Genomic DNA, 1,352 nt, shown 5'->3' with positions numbered 1-1,352 from the left:
CGCGATCCGCTCGACGGCCGCCGACGGCACGGTGCTGACCCGCGCGATGAGCGGGCGACTGGCACGGGGCGCCCGCAACCGCGCCGTGCGGGCGATCGAGGCGAGCGGCACGATCGCGCCGTTCCCCATGCAGAACTGGCTCACCGGGCAGTTCCGCACCGCGGCGGGCGCGCAGAACCTCGGCGAGCTGCAGTCGCTGTGGATGGGGCAGGGAGCACCGCTCGCCGCCTACCGCACCGCGGCAGAGGCCTTCGCGGAGATGCTCGCAGGGGTGCCGGACGACGGGATGTCGGCGACAGAGGCGCGGATCGAGGAGAACCGCGAGGCGTGGGAGCGCCCCGACCTCGGCTCGCTCTAGAGGAGCTCGCTCTAGAGGAGCTCGCTCTAGAGGATGACGGTCGAACGACCGTGCACGATCACGCGGTCCTCGGCGTGCCACTGCACGGCGCGGGCCAGCACGAGGCGCTCGACGTCGGCGCCGCGGCGCTGCAGCTCGGCGGCGGACTCCGAGTGGGTGACGCGGGTGACGTCCTGCTCGATGATCGGTCCCTCGTCGAGGTCGGCCGTCGCATAGTGCGCGGTCGCGCCGATCAGCTTGACCCCGCGGTCCTTCGCACGCGCGTACGGGTTCGCGCCGATGAAGGCGGGGAGGAAGGAGTGGTGGATGTTGATGACGGGGGCGCCGACTCCTTCGATGAAGTCGTCGGTGAGGATCTGCATGTACCGCGCGAGCACCACGAGGTCGACGTTGCCCCGGAGCAGCTCGAGCTGACGCTGCTCCATCGCCTCCTTGTCGCCGGACGGGATGTGCACGAACGGCACACCGAACGAGCGCACCGACTCCGCGAGGTCGGGGTGGTTCGAGACGACCATCGTGACGTCGATGTCGAGCTGTCCGCGCTCGGTACGCCACAGCAGCTCCATCAGGCAGTGGTCGTACTTCGAGACGAAGATCGCGACGCGCTTGCGGCGGGCGGTGTCGTGCAGCGACCACTCCATGCCGAATCGCTCGGCGACCGCGGCGATGTCGGCCTCGAGCGCCGGACGTGCGGCGGAGAGGCCCGGCAGGTGGATGACGGTGCGCTGGAAGAACCGACCGCCCTCGGAGTCGGTCGAGTGCTGGTCGAGCGAGATGATGTTCGCACCGTGCTGGGCGAGCACGCCGGCGACGGCGGAGACGATGCCGGGCTGGTCGTCGCAGGCGATGAGCAGACGGGCGGTGTCGGGCTGAGACATGGGGGCTCCTCGAGGGTGTGCATCGATTCTGCCGTGCCGGGCGCCCGCCGAGCGAATCGCGCACCTACCCTGGAGGGATGGACATGCACGGGGCGACCGCATCGGCGCTGCTCGCG

Annotated in this window: 2 protein-coding genes; one reads left to right on the top strand and one right to left on the bottom strand. The window is 70.6% G+C overall.

Translation table 11 applies throughout. From position 1 onward, the window contains the following. Positions 1 to 358, top strand: a 358-nt coding sequence (locus RTM68_RS18825) for a nitronate monooxygenase (protein ID WP_312173855.1), incomplete at its 5' end; no start/stop codon positions are given. 26 nt (positions 359 to 384) lie between these two features. Here RTM68_RS18825 and purU read toward each other — a convergent pair. Next, entirely contained in the window at positions 385 to 1,236 is an 852-nt protein-coding gene (gene purU, locus RTM68_RS18820; RefSeq protein WP_312173853.1) for a formyltetrahydrofolate deformylase, read from the bottom strand. Positions 1,237 to 1,352 lie beyond the last annotated feature (116 nt).

Origin of the sequence: Microbacterium sp., from assembly GCF_031988965.1 — a bacterium.
GTDB lineage: Bacteria > Actinomycetota > Actinomycetes > Actinomycetales > Microbacteriaceae > Microbacterium.
This window is presented reverse-complemented; position numbering and strand designations above follow the sequence as displayed.

Excerpts from the sequence above, each read along its gene's own strand:
- purU (WP_312173853.1), bottom strand. The coding sequence starts at position 1,236 with ATGTCTCAGCCCGACACCGCCCGTCTGCTCATCGCCTGCGACGACCAG.